We start from the raw sequence: 20,634 nt of genomic DNA, 5'->3' as shown, positions 1-20,634 counted from the left end.
CTCCTTATTACACTTCATCCTTCAAGCTGTCTCGGCGTTGGCCGCACCCTTAAACCCCAGTCACATAGTATACCTATGTGACTGGGGATTTTCGGGCTAGCCGCCTTGATGCATCATGAATGATTTTGTGTGTGATTTAATAAGGATGTTTTACCTGAGCCAGTTCGTTTTCGCCAGTTCGATCACTTCATCACCGCGTCCACTGATGATTGCGCGCAGCATATACAGGCTAAAACCTTTGGCCTGTTCGAGTTTGATCTGCGGCGGGATCGCCAGCTCTTCTTTCGCCACGACTACATCGACCAGCACCGGGCCGTCAATCGACATCGCCCTTTGTAGCGCTTCATCAACCTCTGAGGATTTTTCCACGCGAATGCCTGTAATGCCGCAGGCTTCGGCAATCCGCGCGAAGTTGGTGTCGTGCAGTTCGGTGCCGTCGGTCAGATAACCGCCCGCTTTCATCTCCATTGCGACAAATCCCAGCACGCTGTTGTTGAAGACAATAATCTTCACCGGCAGCTTCATCTGGACAACCGACAGAAAGTCTCCCATCAGCATGCTAAAGCCGCCGTCACCGCACATTGCCACAACCTGGCGTCCTGGTTCTGTGGCTTGTGCGCCGAGTGCCTGCGGCATGGCATTCGCCATCGACCCGTGGTTAAACGATCCGAGCAGGCGACGTTTGCCGTTCATTTTCAGATAGCGTGCTGCCCACACCGTTGGCGTGCCAACGTCGCAGGTAAAGATGGCATCGTCAGCGGCAAAGTGGCTGATCTGCTGCGCCAGATACTGCGGGTGAATGGCTTTATCGCTGGGTTTGGCTAAATCATCCAGCCCTTTGCGCGCCTCGCGATAGTGCTCCAGCGCTTTGTCCAGGAACTGCCGCTCGGTTTTTTCCTCCACCAGCGGCAGTAGGGCACGGAGAGTGGATTTAATATCGCCAACCAGCGCCATATCAACTTTACTGTGCGCGCCAATGCTCGCCGGATTGATATCAATCTGAATAATTTTGGCATCGGTGGGGTAGAACGGGCGATAGGGGAACTGGGTGCCAAGCAGGATAAGTGTGTCGGCATTCATCATGGTATGGAAGCCGGATGAAAAGCCAATCAGCCCGGTCATACCCACGTCATAGGGGTTATCGTACTCAACATGCTCTTTACCACGCAGGGCGTGAACAATCGGCGCTTTGATTTTAGCCGCAAATTCAACCAGTTCTTTATGTGCACCGGCACAGCCGCTGCCGCACATCAGGGCGATATTGCTGGAGTAGCGCAGCAGTTGCGCCAGTTTTCTCAGCTCTTCTTCTTGTGGAGTCACCATCGGGAGCGGCGCATGATACCAGTGCGTGGTGGCGCTTTCAGGCGCAGGTTTTAGCGCCACGTCACCGGGTAAAACCACCACGGAGACGCCACGGTTGAGCACCGCCTTACGCATGGCAATTGCCAGCACCTGTGGGATCTGTTCTGGGCTGGAAACCAGCTCGCAATAGTGGCTACATTCGCGGAACAACTCTTGCGGGTGGGTCTCCTGAAAATAACCGCTGCCTATTTCACTGGAGGGAATATGCGCGGCGATTGCCAGCACCGGGACGTGGTTACGGTGACAATCAAACAGCCCGTTGATCAGGTGCAGGTTGCCTGGCCCGCACGAGCCTGCGCAGACGGCCAGTTCGCCCGTCAACTGCGCTTCAGCGCCCGCAGCGAAGGCTGCAACCTCTTCATGACGGGTTGGCATCCAGTCAATTGTTCCCATACGATTCAGACTGTCACTCAGACCATTTAGCGAGTCACCCGTTACACCCCAAATGCGTTTTACGCCAGCCTGTTCGAGTGTTTTAGCAATAAAAGCGGCAACCGTTTGTTTCATGGTTTTCCTTCTCCTCTAATGTGATACCGGTTACAAGTTTAGATGAAGATAATAGTTATGCTTCTCATTTCCCCCTTATTTCCGGCAGGTTTCATTTAACCTGTATTAAGCGTAGTTTGTTTTGGACATGGTGAAACAAGGAATAAATTCAAATGGTTATAAAACTATTAAATTCAGTTAACCGAGTGCTGACTCACGAAGATTTTGGCAAGTTATTGTTACGCTTTACCGTCGGTGGGCTGATGCTGTTTCATGGGCTGCATAAACTCTTTGCGGGTATTGATGGCATCAGCGGTATGTTGATCGCGAAAGGTTTCCCTGGCTTTATTGCGTATGGCGTTCTGTTGGGAGAGGTCGTGGCACCGTGCCTGATTATTCTTGGCATCCTGACGCGTCCGGCGGCGTTGGGGCTGGCGTTTACGATGGTTGTGGCATGGCTGATGGTCGGGATGGGCGAAACCTGGACACTGGATAAAACCGGTGCATGGGCGATTGAAAGTCTGGTTTATTTCTTCATCGGCGCGCTGGCCGTGGCGTTTTTGGGGGCGGGGCGTTACTCCGTTGCCGGAAATTCTGCCTGGCGATAGTTACCATCTGAGAGACTATACCGAGGCGGGAAAGCGTAGCATTGCTCCGCCTCGTCGTTCAATCTGTCGCTAATCTATGTCGTCACTGTTCCATAGTTTGTGCCGACGTCTCAGCGCTCGCTGCGTCAATGCCCTTGCCATCGCGGCGCCTATTTCAGCGCTGACCACTAATCCCTGAATAAACGGACGATCGTGCATCAACCACGGCAGCCCGCCAAAAGCGATGCGATTGCGGGCGTTTTCCGGCGCTTGCAGCGTGTAATCTTCGCCGACATCCGGGATCTCATCGCCACAGGCCAGCAGTTGATCGCGTAGCGTTGGGAACGGGATATCTTTGCTCTGCAATGCCCGTTGTCCTCGGGCATCAATAAACACATCAAATTCGCTGCGCTGACCGTGGTGGGAAATTACCGTCATTTCCTGTTCTTTCATACGCTCATAATCTGTGCCAAGCGCGAGGATCTCAATCAGCCCGGCTTCGTGCAGCGCCAGCATTCGGCGAACTGACTCTGACGGGATTGCCGCATAGTTATCAATAAATACCCGCGCCAGTCCGCACCTGAAACGTTTTTCGTCGCGGGTATCAAGATGAGGGACTATCTCCTCGATAACCTCGTGCAGGCGCAGCAAGGTATAGCGCCAGGCGACGGTATGTTGTTTTTGCTTGTTGCGCTCAACTTCTACCAGGTTACGTCTCGCCCAGTCAAAAGGGTCATGTCTGAGCCTGTCGGCGAAATAGACTTCGGGGAACGTGTCGGCGTTAAGCGTCGCAAGCGCCACCTGTTGGCACCAGCCTGGCGCTGCGTCTTGCAGTTGTTGCGCCATAAGCTGAAAGATGCGGTCCAGTAATCCGTTTTGGCCATGGGCAATGGCATCTTCAATCGCTTCTGGCGTCGCGATATTCAGCGATTCATACGGAAGGGGGCAGTAAAAATCAGCTTCAGGCAGTACCCCGCTGCGCGACATCAGGGTCAGTTTCAGGTTTTGACTGTCGGATTTAGGTGTGAATTGCAGTGAATGGTCGGTATTGGTAGTGAAGGTGCCATGCTGACTGGCCACAGCCATCGCGGCGTCGATAGCACTTAACGAGGTGCCCAGAATCCCTACCCGGCAAGCACCAATCTGCGCGTCCATCAGACCGGTCCACGGACTGGGGAAAAATTTGCGTGCCTGAGCATCCGTTTCAGGCCACAGATGACCAGTGGCGATAGCGGCGAAATCCACCTCAACGGGCTGTGAAGCGTGGTTGATCCACAAAGAAACCCCATTCGGGTCTGCTCGCAGGTCGGTGACTTCGCTTGCTTCATGTACGCGAATCGTGAAACCGGCTTGTTGCGCTTTCTCGACAATGGCTAAGAAACGATCGCGATAATAGTCGCCGAGGAGCACGCGGGGCAAAAATTGCCGCTCATGCAAAGACGCGCGTTCAATCTGAAACTGGGCCAGATAGTCATCACTTTGATTCTGAAGCCACGTCAGATAACTGATATAGATCGGCGGGATCTCAATGCTGGCTATATTTGCCAGCATGTGGTCTGCGTTGTTGTCGCTATTGTAAGGCATGCCAACGCCCGCCTCTTCAGCTTGCTCGTAAAGCTCTATTTCCAGCGGTTCACCGCGCTCAACCAGGGCATGAAACGTATAAATCCCGGTGGGACCGACGCCGACAATAGCCACTTTTTTCATGGGGATCCTTGTAGAAAGTTCGACGTGCTAGTCGGGGATTATGTTTAATCTGCGCAGGGTAAGTGTGGTCGATAATTTGCGGGGAGCGTGAAAACATCAGAATTTTGCAACGCCTGACAGCATAAAAAAGGCCACCCGGTACAGCCAGGCAGCCTTTTGCACATCAGATACCGGCCAATTACGCCAGCACTAAATCACCCTGCGGATGACAGGAACAAGCCAGCACATAACCTTCAGCGATTTCTGCGTCGGTCAGCGTCATGGTGCTGCTGACCGTGTAGTTACCGTCAACCACTTTGGTTTTGCAGCAGCCGCAAACGCCTGCACGGCATGCGGCGACAACCGGAACCTTGTTGCTTTCCAGCGCATCCAGCAGCGTACTGCCCACCGGCGCGTAGAACTCTTTCGCCGGCTGTAGCTTGGTAAACTTCAGACCGCTGGTGGCGGCTTCGGCAACAGGTGTGAAGAACTGCTCTTTAAAGAAGCGCGTCACGCCCAGCGCTTTGACTTCTTTCTCGACCAGATCCATATACGGTGCCGGGCCACAGGTCATCACGGTACGCGAGGTCAGATCCGGTACGCTTTTCAGCAGTTCAGTCGTCAGTCGGCCGGAAACAAAACCTTCTGTGGCATTGTTTTCAGCAACTAATGTCACCGGATATTCGCGCCACTCGTCGGCAAAAATGACATCTTGCGGCGAGCGAACGTTAAAGATTACCTGTACATCCGCTTGTGGGCGGTACTTTGCCAACCAGCGACGCATTGACATGATTGGCGTGACACCACAGCCGGCGGCCAGCATCAGGAACTTGTCTTCCGCTTTATCTTCACAGGTGAACTCACCCATTGCATCCGACAGCCAGATATAGTCGCCGCGCTTCACGTCGCGGGTTAGCCACTGTGAACCTGCGCCATCGTCAATCCGGCGGATGGTCAACGTGATGTACTCGCTAACGCCCGGCGTTGAAGAAATGGTGTAAGCACGCAGCGTATCCGCTGAATTACGTACGCTGACCAGTGCATACTGCCCGGCGCGGTAAGGATAATAATCGTGGCACAGCAACGAAATTGTCCATACATCCGGCGTTTCCTGATGGATGTGGTGAACCTGCATCCGCCATGGGCACTGATGAGTTGGCATTGTCATTCTTTACTCCTTACGCGCTCAGCAGTTGCTTCATGTCTTCTTCAACGGTGGTCACGGAACGCAGACCAAATTTCTCGTTGAGAACTGCCAGCAGATCCGGTGTGAAGAAACCAGGTGCAGTCGGGCCAGTGACGATGTTTTTCACGCCCAGAGACAGCAGGGTCAGCAGAATAACAATCGCTTTCTGTTCGAACCAGGAGAGCACCAGAGACAGCGGCAGATCGTTCACGCCACAGCCCAGTTTCTCAGCCAGGGTTACCGCCAGGATGATGGCAGAGTAAGCATCGTTACACTGACCAGCATCCACCAGACGCGGCAGACCTTCGATATCGCCGAACTCCAGTTTGTTGAAACGGTATTTACCGCAAGCAAGGGTCAGGATCAGGCAGTCATCCGGCACGCTGGTGGCGAAGTCGGTGAAGTAGTTACGTTCACCGCGTGCACCGTCACAACCGCCAACCAGGAATATGTGACGCAGTTTTTCGCGGCTCACCAGGTCGATCAGGGTATCAGCAGCGCCCAGCAGGGTCTGACGACCGAAACCTACGGTGATCAGGTGCGGGATTTCGCTGTACGGGAAGCCAGCCATCTGCTGTGCCTGAGCGATAACCGGACCGAAGTTGTCGCCTTCGAGGTGGCTCACACCCGGCCAACCGACGATGCTACGGGTCCAGATACGGTCGTCGTACGCGCCAACGGTCGGGTCGATGATGCAGTTAGAGGTCATGACGATCGGACCTGGGAAGCGGGCAAACTCTACCTGCTGGTTCTGCCAACCGCTGCCGTAGTTACCGATCAGGTGCTTGAACTTACGCAGTTCCGGGTAACCGTGCGCCGGCAGCATTTCACCGTGGGTATAAACGTTAACACCAGTACCTTCGGTCTGCTCCAGCAGGTTGTACAGATCTTTCAGGTCGTGACCGGAGATCAGGATGCACTTACCTTCGGTCGCTTTTACGTTGACCTGAGTCGGGGTTGGGTGACCGTATTTGGTGGTTTCACCGGCGTCCAGAATGCTCATCACTTTGAAGTTCATCTGGCCGATTTCCATTGAACACTCCAGCAGAGCGTTCATATCGGCAGGCCAGGTACCCAGCCATGCCATGATTTTGTGGTACTGAGCGTAGATTTCGTTGTCGTACTGACCGAGAACGTGTGCGTGCTCCATGTAAGCTGCCGCACCTTTCAGGCCGTACAGACACAGCAGACGCAGGCCGAGAATGTTCTCGCCGATGGCTGCTTTGTCTTTGTTCGGAGTAAATTCAGCGGCCTGACGTTGCAGGTCACCCAGATCGTCGCTGACCAGTTGCAGATCGGCCATCGGGTTGGTGACCGCTGCGTTCGCGTCGATGTTCAGGCATTGCGCTTTCAGGGCGTCGCGCATGGCGATAGCTTCACGGGCATAGCCAACAATACGCGGGGAATCGAAGTTAACGTTCGTCAGCGTGGAGAAGAACGCACGCGGCGCAAAGTTATCAACCTCATGGTCGATGATGCCGTATTCACGTGCTTTAACAGCCCATGCAGACAGACCTTGTAGGGAAGCAATCAGCAGATCCTGCAAATCGGAGGTTTCAGCCGTTTTACCGCACATACCCTGCGCGTAAGAGCAGCCGTTTCCTGCCGGAGTACGGATGGTTTGTTCACATTGCACACAAAACATGGTCACACCTTTTAAAGTTATATTTAATATACATGTTTAAGATTATGCCTGTGCGCGAAGGGATAAAAGGGATTTCTGCTACTACTTGCAGGGAGATTGATTTAGCGCAATTTTGGCGGTAGCTGACTACCGCCAGAGAGGTATTTGTCCCGGCGTCAGGCGGAGAAAAACGCCATCAGCAGAGGCACTAACAGACTCAGAATAAAGCCGTGGACGATGGCTGCCGGGACCATTTCCAGACCGCCGCTGCGTTGTAAAACGGGCAGGGTGAAATCCATTGATGTTGCGCCGCATAATCCCAGCGCGGTAGAGCGGCTGCGGCCCACCATTCCTGGAATCAACATAATGGCGATCAGCTCACGGGCCAGGTCGTTAAAGAAGGCGGCACTACCAATTACGGGCCCGAATGATTCGGTTAACAGAATACCGGACAGGGAATACCAGCCAAAACCTGATGCCATCGCCAGCGCGGTTTTCAGCGGTAGACCGAGGATCAAGGCATTGATAACCCCCGCCAGCATCGAACTGGCGACGACGACGACGGCCACGATCATCCCCCGACGGTTCAGCACAATTTGTTTTAAGGTCATACCGCTGTTGCGCAGTTGAATCCCCACCAGGAACAGTAAAAAGATTAACGTATATTCGCTGGCTTCGGTGGCATGTTGCAGAATGGGAAGCCCAGTGAGGCCGAGCAGGAAACCGATGACGACGACGCCGCAAAGCTGAAGCGACTCAAGCGCCATTGCAATTCGCGAAGGGAGCTTTTCTTGCTTGTGGTTGTGTCTCCAGGGCAGCGAACGCTCCAGCCAGAACAGCGCCGCAATATTACATAGTATAATGACTGTCACGCTGACCGCAGAATAATGAAGAATGGCTAACAGGTTGCTGGCGAGATTATCCAGAAACGCCAGGCTAATACCCATAAAAAAGAGAATAAGGTAGACGATCCAGCTTAACAGGCGATTGATAAGTTGTAATGCAGTCCTGTGCCGGAGCGGAATAAGGTAGCCCACAATAAGGGGAACCAGAATGATTAACAGCCCTGAAAACATGAAAATCAGATCCTTGCTGAGAAGTAAGACGAAATGCGTCACTATAACCTAAATAATTCAAGTTGCAGGAAGGCGGCAAGGGAGTGAATCCCCGGGAGCGTACATAAGTACGTGACTGGGGGGAGCGAGCGCAGTCAACACATCTGCAACTTGAAGTATAACGGGTATACACACTACTCAATGCAAAGAGGGGAGTAAAGTTGCAAATAAAAGGAAATATAGCGTGGAGAAAAAAGACCTGACAATAGTCAGGTCTTTTTGTTAGCGATTAATCGCGTTTTTCCAGCAGAGTGCGGTAAATAAGACCGCCGAGTACCCCACCGATGATCGGCATAACCCAGAAGAACCACAATTGTTGCAGTGCCCAACCGCCCTGGAAGATGGCGACTGCGGTACTACGTGCCGGGTTTACAGAAGTGTTGGTGACCGGAATACTGATCAAGTGAATCAGTGTTAACGCCAGACCAATTGCGATAGGTGCAAAACCTGCCGGAGCATGTTTATCGGTCGCGCCGTGGATCACTAATAAGAAACCTGCGGTCAGAATAATTTCAATGACGACGGCAGAAAGCATGGAATAACCGCCTGGTGAATGTTCACCAAAGCCGTTCGAAGCAAAACCACTGGCCGTTGCATCAAAACCTGCTTTACCGCTGGCAATAAGATACAGTGCCGCAGCTGCAACAATACCGCCCACAACCTGAGCAATAACGTAACCAATAACGTCTTTTGCCGGGAAGCGACCGCCAGCCCATAAACCGAAGGTTACCGCTGGGTTAAAGTGTCCACCGGAAATATGTCCTACGGCGAAAGCCATGGTCAGTACCGTCAGACCAAACGCCAGGGCCACACCGGCAAATCCAATACCCAACTCCGGGAATGCTGCGGCCAGTATTGCGCTACCGCACCCGCCAAAGACGAGCCAAAACGTACCGAAGAATTCAGCTGCTAATTTCCTGAACATAACCACCTCAATTAAAAGTTCCGGGTTCGAGTTCCTTGCCCGGTAATTCATCGCTAAAAAGGGACGATGATGAAAGAGCGGGTATTTTAGAAAAAAACATCATCCCTTCGCCAGTTAAATTGATGAAAAAATTTGATTTAAGGCAATATGTTGTTATTCCTTTATGAATATTGGATGAATGAAGCATAGTTCAATTAGGAAAAGGTGATGATTGAGTTCAGAAATAATATTCCGAGGAAAACATAAGAAGAATATTCTTATATTTTTCAATTTCTGCTACTAACCTCCTGATCATACCGGGTGTCCTGAGCGCCCGCTTGCCGTTATACTCCTGATAACTTGAAGGAAAAAGTTAGCATTTCCGGAGGCTATATGATTCTCGAACGCGTTGAGATTGTTGGATTTCGTGGTATTAACCGTCTGTCGTTGATGCTGGAGCAGAGCAACGTGCTGATTGGGGAGAACGCGTGGGGTAAATCCAGTCTGCTGGATGCCTTGACTCTGCTGCTGTCGCCGGAGTCAGACCTGTATCATTTTGTCCGCGAGGATTTCTGGTTCCCGCCGGGTGATATACAGGGCCGGGAACACCACCTGCACATTATCCTGACGTTTCGTGAATCCCAACCAGGTCGTCACCGGGTGCGTCGCTATCGTCCTCTGGAAGCCAGCTGGACGCCGTGCCAGGATGGCTATCACCGCATTTTTTATCGCCTGGAAGGCGAGTGTGCGGATGACGGTAGCGTTCTGACCTTGCGCAGTTTTCTTGACGGCGACGGCCATCCATTACCTCTCGATGACATTAACGATCAGGCGCGACACCTCGTGCGCCTGATGCCAGTACTGCGTCTGCGTGACGCGCGATTTATGCGACGGATCCGCAACGGTACGGTGCCAGATTCGGCGGATGTCGAAGTCACTGCCCGCCAACTGGATTTTCTGGCGCGTGAGCTGGCTACCCGGCCGCAAAACCTGACAGACGGGCAGATCCGTCAGGGTTTATCGGCCATGGTACAGCTGTTGGAGCACTATTTTTCCGAGCAGGGGGCTGGCCAGTCCCGCTACCGTCTGATGCGCCGTCGCTCCAATAACGAACAACGGAGCTGGCGCTATCTGGACATTATTAACCGCATGATTGATAAACCCGGCGGACGTACGCACCGGGTTATTCTGTTGGGCCTGTTTTCGACCTTGTTGCAGGCCAAAGGCACGCTAAGGCTGGATAAAGACGCCCGACCTTTATTGCTGGTGGAAGATCCAGAAACGCGTTTACATCCCATCATGCTGTCGGTGGCCTGGCACTTGTTGAATTTACTGCCTCTGCAGCGAGTGGCGACCACCAACTCCGGTGAGCTGCTGTCCCTTACGCCTGTTGAACATGTTGTTCGTCTGGTACGTGAATCATCCCGCGTCGCTGCCTGGCGGCTGGGGCCGGGTGGGATCAGTGCAGAAGATGGTCGGCGAATCGCATTTCATATTCGTTTTAATCGTGCGTCATCGTTGTTTGCCCGCTGCTGGCTGCTGGTAGAAGGTGAAACGGAAACCTGGGTGATTAACGAACTGGCCCGCCAGTGCGGACACCACTTTGATGCGGAAGGGATTAAAGTCATTGAATTTGCCCAGTCCGGTCTTAAGCCGCTGGTTAAATTCGCCCGCCGGATGGGAATAGAGTGGCATGTGCTGGTCGATGGAGATGAAGCCGGGAAAAAGTACGCCGCCACGGTACGTAGCTTATTGAATGACGACAGAGAGGAAGAGCGCGAGCATTTGACCATGCTCCCCGCGCTGGATATGGAACACTTTATGTATCGCCAGGGGTTTGCTGACGTCTTTCACCGGGTGGCGCAAATTCCGGAGAACGTGCCTATGAATATGCGCAAAATAATCTCCAAGGCGATTCATCGGTCGTCAAAACCGGATCTGGCGATCGAGGTGGCGATGGAAGCCGGGCGGCGGGGCGTTGATGCGGTGCCAACGCTGCTGCGAAAAATGTTTTCCCGCGTGCTGTGGCTGGCACGCGGCAGAGCGGATTAGTGGCGAAACATCGACGACAGCTGCGAATGGATGCTGTCCAGTAGCTGATAGCGGCGGCGGTATTCTGCGCGTTTTTTGCTCGCAATATCCGCCTCGCTTTTTCGCGCCAGCGTGCGCGGAATATGATAGTACCCGTTGCTGTCGCACTCACCGCCAACCGACTCCCAAAAAGTGTTGTAGTCGGAAAGGATTACCTTGTTTTTATCGTCGTAGCGCGGGCTGCGAAAAATATGCTGTTCATTGCTTACAGCCAGAATTTGTTCGATATTTAATTGTTCCGCAAAACAGCAAATGGCTTCCATCACAATACGTTTTGGGAAAATCCCATGGCATGATTTGGTCGCTTTTTGAATTTCTTCATGTGGCAGTAATCGGCTGCCTCCCTGTAACCCGCCAATAAACAGTGTACTGCTCCCTTCATAATTGCACAGCGTAAACGTCATTTCCGCTAAAGTCTCGCCAGTGCAATTGCGTACCAGAATGGTGCTTTCACCTTCTTTATCCAGTATGATGAATGAAGTCATTATTACGCTAAATACTTCGCTATTTTTTCCCTCAATTTGTGCTAGTTGTAATCCATCTTCACTTAAATAATTCTTAAATTCAGTGGCTGAAAAAAAGCTACGGATAGCATTGTAATGATAACGCACGGCATCCAGTTTCGTTTTGTGGTCAAGATTTTTCGCGAGATAGGCGCGATGCAAACGAACCGGCAATCGTGGCTGGCGTGCAAGTATGCTATCAAGGTCAGGCCATTGCGCCAACTCGGTCATCCATTCACGCGTTAATCGCGGCATAAGCGCTGAGCGCAACAAAAACTTACGACGAAAGCTACGCTGATGCCAAAATTGTCCGGGGCGCCAATGTCCGGTCATCAGGCTACAAAAGAGGCTAAAACTTGTAACTGGTTTTGAAGAATGAAAAGTGCTTTCAGTTAGCTGGCTCATAATATAAATCCGATTGATACCCTTGTACTAATTTCAGCACAGCGGATCTTAACCATTCATCAATAACTCTGTTATTCTTGCGCTTTTCAACGGCGATTTATTTAACGTTGATGTTTAGCACTCCACTCTGGTGGACGTATTGGGGGAATTGGGACATTTATGAAGCTCAAGGGAAAAATCAAAAAACGCTATTTTCTGTTCGCCATCATCCTTATTGTGGCGGTAATTGCACTTTGGCGAACGCTTAATGCGCCTTTACCTCAGTATCAAACATTAATTGTTCGTCCTGGCGATCTGCAGCAAAGCGTGTTGGCTACCGGTAAGCTGGATGCGCTGCGTAAAGTTGACGTCGGGGCGCAGGTCAGCGGGCAGTTAAAAACGCTGTCGGTTGCGATTGGCGATAAAGTAAAAAAGGATCAGTTGCTCGGCGTTATCGATCCTGAACAGGCGCAAAACCAAATCAAAGAGGTTGAAGCAACGCTGATGGAATTGCGCGCCCAGCGTTTACAAGCCGAAGCTGAGTGGAAGCTGGCGCGGGTTACTCTTTCCCGCCAACAACAGCTGGCGAAAACCCAGGCTGTTTCACAGCAGGATCTCGACACGGCGGCCACCGAAATGGCGGTCAAACAGGCGCAAATTGGCACAATTGACGCGCAAATTAAACGTAATCAGGCCTCACTCGATACGGCAAAAACCAACCTTGATTACACCCGCATCGTTGCGCCAATGGCTGGCGAAGTAACGCAAATTACTACGCTGCAAGGGCAAACCGTTATTGCCGCCCAGCAGGCCCCTAATATTCTGACGCTGGCGGATATGAGCACCATGCTGGTAAAAGCGCAGGTTTCTGAGGCTGATGTAATTCACCTGCATCCAGGGCAAAGGGCCTGGTTTACCGTGCTGGGCGATCCGCAAACACGCTATGAAGGTAAACTCAAAGATGTTCTTCCGACGCCAGAGAAAGTGAATGATGCGATTTTCTACTATGCCCGCTTCGAAGTTCCAAACCCGAAAGGGATCCTGCGTCTGGATATGACCGCGCAGGTCCATATCCAGCTCACGGATGTCAAAAATGTCCTGACCATCCCGCTGTCGGCGCTGGGCGATCCTATTGGCAATAATCGTTATAACGTCAGGCTGCTGCGTAACGGCGAAACCCGCGAACGTGAAGTGGTTATCGGCGCGCGTAATGACACCGATGTGGAGATCGTGAAAGGGCTGGAAGAGGGGGATGAAGTCATTACCGGTGAGGGCAACGCTGGAGCTGCAAAATGACAGCATTGCTTGAGCTGAGCCATATCCGCCGCAGCTATCCGTCAGGTGAAGGCCAGGTTGAGGTGTTGAAGGACGTATCCTTGAGCATTCAGGCCGGGGAAATGGTGGCGATTGTCGGGGCGTCGGGTTCGGGTAAATCGACGCTGATGAACATTCTCGGCTGTCTGGATAAGCCAACCAGCGGTACGTATCGCGTTGCCGGACGCGATGTCTCTACGCTGGATAGCGATGCGCTAGCGCAACTCCGTCGTGAGCATTTTGGTTTTATCTTCCAGCGCTATCACCTGCTGTCGCATTTAACCGCCGCACAAAACGTTGAGGTACCCGCGGTCTACGCTGGCACTGAACGTAAGCAGCGCCTGGCGCGTGCGCAGGAATTACTCCAGCGGCTGGGGTTGGGTGACCGGGTTGACTATCAACCTTCCCAGCTTTCCGGTGGTCAGCAGCAGCGGGTCAGTATCGCGCGTGCGCTGATGAACGGGGGGCAGGTTATTCTTGCCGACGAACCCACCGGTGCACTGGATAGCCATTCCGGCGAAGAGGTGATGGCGATTTTGCATCAGCTGCGCGATCGCGGGCATACGGTAATTATCGTTACTCACGACAGCCAGGTCGCCGCGCAGGCCGAACGGGTCATTGAAATTCGTGACGGCGAGATTGTGCGCAATCCACCGCCACAGAAACCCTCTGGCGGACGCGATATCGCGGAGCCAACGGTGAAAACGGCATCCGGCTGGAGCCAATTTGTCAGCGGTTTTCGTGAAGCGCTTACCATGGCCTGGCTGGCAATGGCCGCGAATAAAATGCGAACGCTTCTGACCATGCTTGGGATCATCATCGGTATTGCTTCGGTGGTGTCGATTGTGGTGGTAGGCGATGCGGCTAAACAGCTGGTACTGGCAGATATTCGCGCTATTGGTACTAACACCATTGATATCTATCCAGGCAAAGATTTCGGCGACGACGATCCGCAATATCAACAGGCGTTGAAGTATGACGATTTGACGGCGCTACAGAAGCAGCCCTGGGTCAGTTCAGTAACGCCTGCAGTGTCGAAGAACCTGCGGTTACGCTATGGCAACATCGATGTTGCTGCCAGTGCTAATGGCGTTAGCGGCGACTATTTCAACGTCTACGGCATGACATTTAGCGAAGGGACCACCTTTAACGCCGAGCAACTGGCGGGGCGTGCTCAGGTGGTGGTGCTCGACAGCAATACCCGTCGTCAGTTGTTCCCCAACAAAGCGAAAGTTGTTGGCGAGGTCGTGCTGGTGGGGAATATGCCTGCCACGGTGATTGGTGTTGCAGAAGAGAAACAGTCGATGTTTGGCAGTAGCAAGATCCTGCGTGTCTGGCTGCCTTACAGCACTATGTCCGGGCGCATAATGGGACAGTCGTGGCTGAACTCGATCACCGTGCGGGTGAAGGATGGTTTTGACAGTGCCCAGGCCGAACAGCAACTGACCCGACTGTTGACGTTGCGCCACGGTAAGAAGGATTTCTTCACCTGGAATATGGACGGTATCTTGAAAACCGCCGAAAAGACCACACGTACATTACAACTCTTCCTGACGCTGGTGGCGGTGATTTCGCTGGTGGTCGGTGGGATTGGCGTGATGAATATTATGCTGGTTTCGGTAACCGAACGAACGCGTGAGATTGGCATTCGTATGGCGGTTGGCGCTCGCGCCAGTGACGTGCTGCAACAGTTCTTAATTGAAGCAGTGTTGGTGTGTCTGGTTGGCGGCGCGTTGGGCATTAGCCTGTCGATGCTGATCGCCTTTACGCTACAGCTATTTCTGCCGGGCTGGGAAATTGGATTTTCACCCGTCGCGCTGTTGACGGCTTTCCTGTGTTCGACTGCAACCGGGGTGTTGTTTGGCTGGCTACCGGCGCGGAATGCGGCTCGTCTGGATCCGGTAGATGCTCTGGCGCGGGAATAATGCCACAGAGATAAAAATGCCAGCCGCAAGGGCTGGCATTTTGACTGCGGGATGTACACAATGAGACAGAAGAGCTATGCGACAGCTTCTGCTTCAATGACAGGCACGATGACACTGGCATGATTGCCTTTTGGCCCCTGGTGGACATCAAACTGGACAGACTGTCCGGCTTTTAGCGTTCTGTAACCATCCATCTGAATGGTGGAGTAATGGGCGAAAATATCTTCGCCGCCGCCTTCGGGGCAAATGAAACCAAACCCTTTGGCGTTATTGAACCACTTAACAGTACCCGTTTCCATACTTCGACATCCTTCGTAAATCTTATATAAGTAAGATGGAATGAACCGGTGGCGGAGTGGGGGCTGTTCAAAACCTCGCCAACTCTCGAAACTACAATTTAGAGAAATCAGGCGGGGCGTCAAGCGCCATACAGACGGAATAGGGTAAAAATGCATCAAAATTTGAAGCAGTTAACGCTATTGTCGGTTATGTGACAGATGTCGCGGATGGCACTAATAGATGATAGTTATCTAATACTTGAGGTAGATTGATTGTGCGCATAGGCTGCTTGTCAGCGGCAAGATTTTCTGCCGGAAACCGTAACTGAAGATGACGACTGACAATGGGTAAGACGAACGACTGGCTGGATTTCGATCTGCTGGCGGAAGACAAATTGCGCGACGCGCTAAAACCGCCATCTATGTATAAAGTGATATTAGTCAATGATGATTACACTCCGATGGAGTTTGTTATTGACGTGTTACAAAAATTCTTTTCTTATGATGTAGAACGTGCAACGCAACTGATGCTTGCAGTTCACTATCAAGGTAAAGCTATCTGCGGTGTGTTCACTGCCGAAGTGGCTGAAACCAAAGTAGCGATGGTGAACAAATATGCGAGGGAGAACGAGCATCCGTTGCTGTGTACGCTGGAAAAAGCCTGAATGCAGGCATAAACATTGGGGGAGGTGCCTATGCTCAATCAAGAACTGGAACTCAGTTTAAACATGGCTTTCGCCAGAGCGCGCGAGCACCGACATGAGTTTATGACCGTCGAGCACTTGTTACTGGCGTTGCTCAGTAATCCATCGGCCCGCGAAGCGCTGGAAGCGTGTTCTGTGGATCTGGTGGCGCTCCGTCAGGAACTCGAAGCCTTCATTGAACAGACCACACCTGTATTGCCTGCCAGTGAGGAAGAGCGCGACACGCAGCCAACGTTGAGTTTTCAGCGTGTACTGCAACGCGCGGTCTTTCATGTTCAGTCCTCCGGGCGCAATGAAGTTACCGGCGCAAATGTGCTGGTCGCTATCTTCAGCGAGCAGGAATCTCAGGCGGCTTATCTGCTGCGTAAGCATGAAGTAAGTCGTCTTGATGTGGTGAATTTTATTTCTCATGGCACGCGCAAAGACGAACCCAGCCAGTCTTCTGACTCTGGGAATCAGCCAAATAATGAAGAGCAAGCTGGCGGGGAGGACCGTATGGAAAACTTCACGACTAACCTTAACCAGCTTGCCCGAGTGGGCGGAATTGATCCGCTCATTGGCCGGGACAAAGAGCTGGAGCGCGCCATTCAGGTACTGTGCCGTCGCAGAAAAAACAACCCGCTGCTGGTGGGAGAGTCTGGTGTCGGTAAAACCGCCATTGCCGAAGGTCTCGCCTGGCGTATCGTCCAGGGTGATGTGCCTGAAATTATGGCTGATTGTACTCTTTACTCCCTGGATATCGGCTCGCTGCTGGCAGGCACCAAATATCGCGGTGATTTTGAAAAACGCTTTAAGGCGCTGTTGAAACAGCTGGAACAGGATACTAACAGCATTCTGTTTATCGATGAGATCCACACCATTATCGGTGCGGGTGCGGCATCGGGCGGCCAGGTGGATGCGGCTAACCTGATCAAGCCGCTGCTCTCCAGCGGGAAGATTCGTGTGATAGGGTCCACAACCTATCAGGAATTCAGCAATATCTTTGAAAAGGATCGTGCCTTAGCGCGCCGTTTCCAGAAAATCGATGTCACTGAGCCATCGGTAGAAGAGACCGTGCAGATCATCAACGGTCTGAAGCCGAAATACGAAGCGCACCATGACGTCCGCTATACCGCCAAAGCGGTGCGTGCAGCGGTCGAACTGGCGGTGAAATACATTAACGATCGTCATCTGCCGGATAAAGCGATTGACGTGATTGATGAGGCGGGCGCGCGTGCGCGTCTGATGCCGGTCAGCAAGCGCAAGAAAACCGTCAACGTGGCGGATATCGAGTCCGTTGTGGCCCGCATTGCGCGGATCCCGGAGAAGAGCGTTTCGCAGAGCGATCGCGACACGCTGAAAAACCTGGGCAACCGTCTGAAAATGCTGGTATTCGGACAAGATAAAGCCATTGAGGCGCTGACTGAAGCGATCAAAATGAGCCGTGCCGGTCTGGGACACGAGCATAAACCGGTCGGTTCGTTCCTGTTTGCCGGACCAACTGGCGTCGGTAAGACCGAAGTCACGGTGCAGTTGTCCAAAGCACTCGGCATTGAACTGCTGCGTTTTGATATGTCCGAATATATGGAACGCCACACCGTCAGCCGCCTGATTGGTGCGCCTCCGGGGTATGTCGGTTTCGACCAGGGCGGTTTGCTGACCGATGCTGTTATTAAGCATCCGCATGCGGTACTGCTGCTGGATGAAATCGAAAAAGCACACCCGGATGTCTTTAACCTGCTGTTGCAGGTGATGGATAACGGCACGCTGACCGACAATAACGGGCGTAAAGCGGATTTCCGCAATGTGGTGCTGGTCATGACCACCAACGCCGGTGTGCGTGAAACTGAGCGTAAATCGATTGGGTTGATTCATCAGGACAATAGTACTGATGCAATGGGCGAAATCAAAAAAGTGTTTACGCCGGAATTCCGTAACCGCCTCGACAACATTATCTGGTTTGATCATCTCTCTACCGAGGTGATTCATCAGGTTGTTGATAAGTTTATCGTCGAGCTTCAGGTTCAGCTGGATCAGAAAGGTGTCTCTCTGGAAGTGAGCCAGGAAGCACGTGACTGGCTGGCAGAGAAAGGCTACGACCGCGCAATGGGCGCACGTCCAATGACGCGTGTTGTCCAGGATAACCTGAAAAAACCATTGGCTAACGAACTGCTGTTCGGTTCGCTGGTGGATGGTGGCCAGGTGACCGTTGCGCTGGATAAAGAGAAAAATGAGCTGACTTATGGTTTCCAGAGTGCGCAAAAGCACAAGCCAGAAGCTGCACATTAATCTTTAATCACCTAATCAGCCGGGCGTAATGCCCGGTTTTTTTTCGCCTGATAAAAGTGATTTGAATTGGGATATTCAGGGAGTTTAAACGGCAGGCAAAAAATAAGCCTGCGTAAGGGAGATTACGCAGGCTAAGGAGGTGGTTCCTGGTACAGCTAGCATTTATGGGTTATGTTTTTCAGCGGAGGGGATAATACCCTTAATGAACGAAACGGTATGTGATCGATTTCTAAGAATCTTCCGAACGCTGAAAAATAACCGTAATTAACTACTTAGCATGCGGGGTGCGCGTGGACTCACCGGTAAAATTACGCATCAACAATGCATAATTCAGATCGATATCCTCCGGTACAGGCATCCACACGGTGTAACCATCGCCCGGCGCAACCGGCATCGCTTCGCCTTTCGCGTTTTCCATCTGTTCGAGAGTAAAGTTGATGTTGCCCTGTGGGGTCATCAGCTCCAGGCTGTCGCCGACGGTGAATTTGTTTTTCACCAGTACGGCTGCCAGTTCACCTTTACGTTCGCCGGTAAACTCGCCGACAAACTGCTGACGCTTGGAAACAGAGAAGCCGTATTCGTAGTTCTGATAGTCGTCATGTGTATGGCGGCGCAGGAATCCTTCGGTGTAACCACGATGCGCCAGACCTTCCAGCGTTTCCAGCAGTTGCGGGTCGAACGGTTTACCGGCTGCGGCATCATCAATGGCTTTACGATAGACCTGCGCGGTACGTGCACAGTAATAGTATGACTTGGTGCGGCCTTCGATCTTCAGGGAATGCACACCCATCTGCGTCAGACGTTCAACATGGGCAATGGCACGCAAATCCTTCGAATTCATGATGTAAGTGCCGTGTTCGTCTTCGAACGCGGTCATGTACTCGCCCGGGCGCTGGGCTTCTTCGATCATAAAGACTTTGTCTGTCGGTGCGCCAATACCCAGCGTAGGCTCAACGTTTTGTACCGGGATAGGCTCGTACTTATGCACGATATTGCCCACCACGTCTTCTTTGCCTTCCTGCACGTTGTATTCCCAGCGGCAGGCATTGGTGCAGGTACCCTGGTTAGGGTCACGTTTGTTGATATAGCCAGAAAGCAGACAACGGCCGGAGTAGGCCATACACAGCGCACCGTGAACGAAGATCTCAAGCTCCATATCCGGCACCTGGGTGCGGATCTCTTCGATTTCTTCCAGCGACAGCTCGCGGGAGAGGATCACGCGGGTCAGCCCCATCTGCTTCCAGAATTTCACCGTCGCCCAGTTTACGGCGTTAGCCTGTACTGAAAGGTGAATGTCCATGTCAGGGAAGTTTTCGCGCACCAGCATAATCAGACCAGGGTCTGACATGATCAGTGCATCCGGCCCCATTTCCACCACCGGTTTCAGATCACGAATGAAGGTCTTCAGCTTGGCATTGTGTGGGGCAATGTTAACCACCACATAGAATTTTTTACCCAGTTCATGAGCTTCATTAATGCCGAGCTGCAGGTTTTCGTGGTTGAATTCGTTGTTGCGTACGCGCAGTGAGTAACGCGGTTGGCCCGCATACACAGCGTCTGCGCCATAGGCGAAAGCGTAACGCATGTTTTTCAGCGTTCCCGCCGGGGAAAGGAGTTCCGGTTTAAACATAATTATCTCGTTCTGATGACAGGTCAGACTCGCCTCACTCAATGAGGCGGTTAGGGGAGTGCCCCCATATTAAGGGCGGGCATTGTAGCGCTGCGAGGAAGTCAGGTAAAGAAAAACGCCGGGCGACAGCGTTGCGTTACCCGGCTGAGCGAGTAATTATCAGGTCTTATCTTTTATCGTCTGACTGGCACCATTGGTCTTAACTGAAGCAATACCGGTCTCGCGTGACTGTTCATTCGCATACAGTTGACTGCTACCAATAATCTGGTGGTTTGCAGCTTTCAGGTTGAAATGTAATTTGCCATTAGCCGCTGTTTTTTTCTCATAACGCTCATCCAGAGGGCTGTTAGCCTGGACAGATGCGATCCCTTTTTCTGCAGCGCCTTTTGTAGTGTAAAGCTCACTGGTAAGGATTATTTCCCCGTTCCCAGCTTTAAGAACAAAGCGGTACTGATCATCGCTACTCTTACTTAATTCAAACCAACCAGCCATATGAACTCCTTGATTAAAAGTTTTATATCAAACAGTTATTGACGACAGTATTGTCAGAAACAGTATGAGCGATATTTGGAGAGTTGCTAGTTACC

16 protein-coding genes are annotated in these 20,634 nt (G+C 52.2%); 6 read left to right on the top strand and 10 right to left on the bottom strand.

The genetic code is table 11. The annotated features are described in order from the left end of the window. Nucleotides 1-150 precede the first annotated feature (150 nt). Nucleotides 151-1,869 carry a ubiquinone-dependent pyruvate dehydrogenase gene (poxB, locus tag OGY06_RS14700; RefSeq protein ID WP_003834304.1) on the bottom strand — a complete coding sequence of 573 codons (1,719 nt, stop codon included), beginning with the start codon at nucleotides 1,867-1,869 and terminating at the stop codon, nucleotides 151-153. A gap of 152 nt (nucleotides 1,870-2,021) precedes the next feature. Between poxB and OGY06_RS14695 the strand changes: the two genes are divergently transcribed. Continuing rightward, nucleotides 2,022-2,456, top strand: a complete 435-nt coding sequence (locus OGY06_RS14695) for a DoxX family protein (RefSeq protein ID WP_218667307.1) — start codon at nucleotides 2,022-2,024, stop codon at nucleotides 2,454-2,456. Nucleotides 2,457-2,525: 69 nt separating this feature from the next. On the opposite strand, the gene OGY06_RS14690 is transcribed toward OGY06_RS14695, so the two are convergent. The 5 genes from OGY06_RS14690 to aqpZ form a co-directional block, all read right to left on the bottom strand. Then, entirely contained in the window at nucleotides 2,526-4,142 is a 1,617-nt protein-coding gene (locus OGY06_RS14690) for an FAD-NAD(P)-binding protein (protein ID WP_286605590.1), read from the bottom strand. Between the two features lie 178 nt (nucleotides 4,143-4,320). Then, nucleotides 4,321-5,289 (bottom strand): NADH oxidoreductase, encoded by a 969-nt coding sequence (gene hcr, locus OGY06_RS14685; protein ID WP_003834299.1) that lies wholly within the window; start codon nucleotides 5,287-5,289, stop codon nucleotides 4,321-4,323. Nucleotides 5,290-5,299: 10 nt separating this feature from the next. Continuing rightward, nucleotides 5,300-6,952 carry a hydroxylamine reductase gene (hcp, locus tag OGY06_RS14680; RefSeq protein ID WP_008785224.1) on the bottom strand — a complete coding sequence of 551 codons (1,653 nt, stop codon included), beginning with the start codon at nucleotides 6,950-6,952 and terminating at the stop codon, nucleotides 5,300-5,302. 155 nt (nucleotides 6,953-7,107) lie between these two features. After that, complete coding sequence (locus OGY06_RS14675; protein WP_016150624.1) at nucleotides 7,108-8,007, bottom strand: LysO family transporter; 900 nt, start codon at nucleotides 8,005-8,007, stop codon at nucleotides 7,108-7,110. 268 nt (nucleotides 8,008-8,275) lie between these two features. Beyond that, a complete protein-coding gene (gene aqpZ, locus OGY06_RS14670) occupies nucleotides 8,276-8,971 on the bottom strand; it encodes an aquaporin Z (RefSeq protein WP_003834293.1) in 696 nt (231 codons plus the stop codon). 372 nt (nucleotides 8,972-9,343) lie between these two features. Between aqpZ and OGY06_RS14665 the strand changes: the two genes are divergently transcribed. Continuing rightward, nucleotides 9,344-11,002: an ATP-dependent endonuclease gene (locus tag OGY06_RS14665; RefSeq protein WP_003834292.1), complete on the top strand. Its 1,659-nt coding sequence runs from the start codon at nucleotides 9,344-9,346 to the stop codon at nucleotides 11,000-11,002. On the opposite strand, the gene OGY06_RS14660 is transcribed toward OGY06_RS14665, so the two are convergent. Continuing rightward, on the bottom strand, nucleotides 10,999-11,949 hold the full coding sequence (locus OGY06_RS14660; RefSeq protein ID WP_003834290.1) for a VirK/YbjX family protein: 951 nt from the start codon (nucleotides 11,947-11,949) through the stop codon (nucleotides 10,999-11,001). The two genes, OGY06_RS14665 and OGY06_RS14660, sit on opposite strands and share 4 nt — an antisense overlap. A gap of 159 nt (nucleotides 11,950-12,108) precedes the next feature. Between OGY06_RS14660 and macA the strand changes: the two genes are divergently transcribed. Next, the gene (macA, locus tag OGY06_RS14655) at nucleotides 12,109-13,224 is read left to right on the top strand and encodes a macrolide transporter subunit MacA (RefSeq protein WP_003834288.1); all 1,116 of its coding nucleotides are present in this window, start codon (nucleotides 12,109-12,111) and stop codon (nucleotides 13,222-13,224) included. After that, entirely contained in the window at nucleotides 13,221-15,167 is a 1,947-nt protein-coding gene (macB, locus tag OGY06_RS14650; RefSeq protein WP_048215946.1) for a macrolide ABC transporter ATP-binding protein/permease MacB, read from the top strand. The genes macA and macB overlap by 4 nt, the downstream gene beginning before the upstream one ends. Nucleotides 15,168-15,241: 74 nt before the next feature. On the opposite strand, the gene cspD is transcribed toward macB, so the two are convergent. Beyond that, entirely contained in the window at nucleotides 15,242-15,466 is a 225-nt protein-coding gene (gene cspD, locus OGY06_RS14645; RefSeq protein WP_003036813.1) for a cold shock-like protein CspD, read from the bottom strand. A 323-nt stretch (nucleotides 15,467-15,789) separates the two neighbouring features. Here cspD and clpS point away from each other — a divergent pair, with 323 nt between their 5' ends. Together clpS and clpA are read left to right on the top strand one after the other, a co-directional pair. Further along, nucleotides 15,790-16,110, top strand: coding sequence for an ATP-dependent Clp protease adapter ClpS (gene clpS, locus OGY06_RS14640; protein WP_003036810.1), 321 nt, complete (start codon nucleotides 15,790-15,792; stop codon nucleotides 16,108-16,110). Between the two features lie 30 nt (nucleotides 16,111-16,140). Further along, nucleotides 16,141-18,417 (top strand): ATP-dependent Clp protease ATP-binding subunit ClpA, encoded by a 2,277-nt coding sequence (gene clpA / locus OGY06_RS14635; RefSeq protein ID WP_003036804.1) that lies wholly within the window; start codon nucleotides 16,141-16,143, stop codon nucleotides 18,415-18,417. Between the two features lie 268 nt (nucleotides 18,418-18,685). Here clpA and trhP read toward each other — a convergent pair whose 3' ends face one another. Further along, entirely contained in the window at nucleotides 18,686-20,047 is a 1,362-nt protein-coding gene (gene trhP / locus OGY06_RS14630; protein WP_286605588.1) for a prephenate-dependent tRNA uridine(34) hydroxylase TrhP, read from the bottom strand. Nucleotides 20,048-20,206: 159 nt separating this feature from the next. Beyond that, nucleotides 20,207-20,539, bottom strand: a complete 333-nt coding sequence (locus OGY06_RS14625) for a YegP family protein (RefSeq protein WP_003834279.1) — start codon at nucleotides 20,537-20,539, stop codon at nucleotides 20,207-20,209. Nucleotides 20,540-20,634: the final 95 nt, after the last annotated feature.

The organism is Citrobacter sp. Cpo147, from assembly GCF_030332405.1.
In the GTDB taxonomy this organism is placed as follows: domain Bacteria; phylum Pseudomonadota; class Gammaproteobacteria; order Enterobacterales; family Enterobacteriaceae; genus Citrobacter; species Citrobacter portucalensis.
Note: the sequence above shows the minus strand (reverse complement) of the source record. Positions and strands in the feature narration are given on the sequence as shown.

What these genes read in the sequence shown, in the direction of transcription:
- poxB (WP_003834304.1), bottom strand. Translation starts at nt 1,869, where the DNA reads ATGAAACAAACGGTTGCCGCTTTTATTGCTAAAACACTCGAACAGGCT.
- OGY06_RS14695 (WP_218667307.1), top strand. Translation starts at nt 2,022, where the DNA reads ATGGTTATAAAACTATTAAATTCAGTTAACCGAGTGCTGACTCACGAA.
- OGY06_RS14690 (WP_286605590.1), bottom strand. Translation starts at nt 4,142, where the DNA reads ATGAAAAAAGTGGCTATTGTCGGCGTCGGTCCCACCGGGATTTATACG.
- hcr (WP_003834299.1), bottom strand. Translation starts at nt 5,289, where the DNA reads ATGACAATGCCAACTCATCAGTGCCCATGGCGGATGCAGGTTCACCAC.
- hcp (WP_008785224.1), bottom strand. Translation starts at nt 6,952, where the DNA reads ATGTTTTGTGTGCAATGTGAACAAACCATCCGTACTCCGGCAGGAAAC.
- OGY06_RS14675 (WP_016150624.1), bottom strand. Translation starts at nt 8,007, where the DNA reads ATGTTTTCAGGGCTGTTAATCATTCTGGTTCCCCTTATTGTGGGCTAC.
- aqpZ (WP_003834293.1), bottom strand. Translation starts at nt 8,971, where the DNA reads ATGTTCAGGAAATTAGCAGCTGAATTCTTCGGTACGTTTTGGCTCGTC.
- OGY06_RS14665 (WP_003834292.1), top strand. Translation starts at nt 9,344, where the DNA reads ATGATTCTCGAACGCGTTGAGATTGTTGGATTTCGTGGTATTAACCGT.
- OGY06_RS14660 (WP_003834290.1), bottom strand. Translation starts at nt 11,949, where the DNA reads ATGAGCCAGCTAACTGAAAGCACTTTTCATTCTTCAAAACCAGTTACA.
- macA (WP_003834288.1), top strand. Translation starts at nt 12,109, where the DNA reads ATGAAGCTCAAGGGAAAAATCAAAAAACGCTATTTTCTGTTCGCCATC.
- macB (WP_048215946.1), top strand. Translation starts at nt 13,221, where the DNA reads ATGACAGCATTGCTTGAGCTGAGCCATATCCGCCGCAGCTATCCGTCA.
- cspD (WP_003036813.1), bottom strand. Translation starts at nt 15,466, where the DNA reads ATGGAAACGGGTACTGTTAAGTGGTTCAATAACGCCAAAGGGTTTGGT.
- clpS (WP_003036810.1), top strand. Translation starts at nt 15,790, where the DNA reads ATGGGTAAGACGAACGACTGGCTGGATTTCGATCTGCTGGCGGAAGAC.
- clpA (WP_003036804.1), top strand. Translation starts at nt 16,141, where the DNA reads ATGCTCAATCAAGAACTGGAACTCAGTTTAAACATGGCTTTCGCCAGA.
- trhP (WP_286605588.1), bottom strand. Translation starts at nt 20,047, where the DNA reads ATGTTTAAACCGGAACTCCTTTCCCCGGCGGGAACGCTGAAAAACATG.
- OGY06_RS14625 (WP_003834279.1), bottom strand. Translation starts at nt 20,539, where the DNA reads ATGGCTGGTTGGTTTGAATTAAGTAAGAGTAGCGATGATCAGTACCGC.